This is a genomic window from Pedobacter sp. BS3 (genome assembly GCF_008274585.1).
GTDB lineage: Bacteria > Bacteroidota > Bacteroidia > Sphingobacteriales > Sphingobacteriaceae > Hufsiella_A.
Window position 1 is genome coordinate 1 of the sequence record NZ_VTRT01000020.1, and the last position, 1491, is coordinate 1491.

2 protein-coding genes are annotated in these 1491 nt (G+C 39.2%); both read left to right on the plus strand.

The genetic code is table 11. The features are described 5' to 3' along the window. Positions 1–93: 93 nt before the first annotated feature. Entirely contained in the window at positions 94–459 is a 366-nt protein-coding gene (locus FW774_RS20235; RefSeq protein ID WP_149350350.1) for a hypothetical protein, read from the plus strand. A 29-nt stretch (positions 460–488) separates the two neighbouring features. Continuing rightward, positions 489–1385 carry a transposase gene (locus FW774_RS20240; RefSeq protein ID WP_242457899.1) on the plus strand — a complete coding sequence of 299 codons (897 nt, stop codon included), beginning with the start codon at positions 489–491 and terminating at the stop codon, positions 1383–1385. Positions 1386–1491: the final 106 nt, after the last annotated feature.

Here is a 1491-nt window from a genome sequence, read left to right on the forward strand (position 1 = left end):
GGCAATGTCATTAAGTTAAGAAAATAGGGATATAAAAGGATTACAGTAGTTAGTTTTGAATCGACTAAAACACAAAACCTTACTGCAATCCTAATGACCGAGATAAAAATAGGGATAAAAATCATATCCGAACTCAAAAGTTTTGTTTCCCTAATCACCCAAGACGATATGACATTGGATAACTTTTGGAAATCCAGCAAAGCCTTCACCCGCAATAGAAAACTACCCTTTGAGCGTCTTGTATTATTAATAGTTAAACTTTGCAAGAAGACACTTAGCATAGAACCGGAGGCCTTTTTTGAAGAACTTGGCGAGCCGGAACCTTGTTCTGTAAGTGCATTTACACAGCAAAGAATAAAGCTAAAGGCATCTTTTTTTGACTGGTGGAACAGGGTGCTTTGGAGCAGCTATTACTACTATAGCGGCGCATCGGTAAAGCGACACAAAGGCTTCGTGTAATCGCAGCAGATGGGTCTAATATAAGCCTGATAAATACGCCGGCTTTAAATAAACATTTTGGTGGGCAGAGCAATCAAAATGGTAGTTTTGTACAGGGGAAAACCTTTTACTATTATGATGTACTTAACCAACTTGTCTTGTTTTCCAGGATAATGCCATACCGGTATGGAGAAATCCAACTGGTTTATGACGGTATAGGGCAACTGGAAAAGGATACGCTGGTCATTTACGACCGGAATTTCTGCAGTTATAAGATGTTTGCCCTGCACATTTGGGCAGAGCAGGAGGTCAAGTTTATTATCCGGGGAAAGGAGAACCAAACAGTAATAAAGGATTTTATTGCAACCGGAGATCCCTCTGCCATTGTCTATCTCGCACCATCTTTGGATGCAATGAAAGCTCTGAGAGAAAGCGGTTTCATTGTAACCAGGGATACGCTTTTGAAAGTGCCGCTGGTAAGAGTAGAACTGCAAAAGACAATAGAAGTATTGGTAACGAACCTTTGGGGAGAAGATGGACATTGCAGTGATGGGTTCAAAACATTGTATTTTCTGAGATGGGGCGTAGAAACCAATATCTCCATTCAAAAAAATATTCTGCCATTGGAGGCATTTAGCGGATTGACCGTTGAATCTGTTGAACAAGACTTTTATGCTACTGTTTTTACTGCAAACCTACATTCTATTCTGATAAAAGATGCTCAGGCTTCAGTAGATATGAATGCTGAGAAAAGTAAATATCCCATGAAAGTGAATAAAAATAAATCATTTGGCAAGCTAAAGGTCAATATACTATCCCTTTTTATAAGCAGTGATGTCGATAGTATATTGGAGATATTACATCATCATTTTATCAAAGATACATTACCCATTCGTAAACACAGATCTTACGAACGAGTCAGAAAAAACAAGCACGGACATAGCTAGCATCGAACTTATTCAAACTTTAAACCCGCATACTAATCCTTAACTTAATGACATTGCCCAGCGGGACAACCGCTTTGTAACAACACAAGTGTGTAGCAAGCGTGCC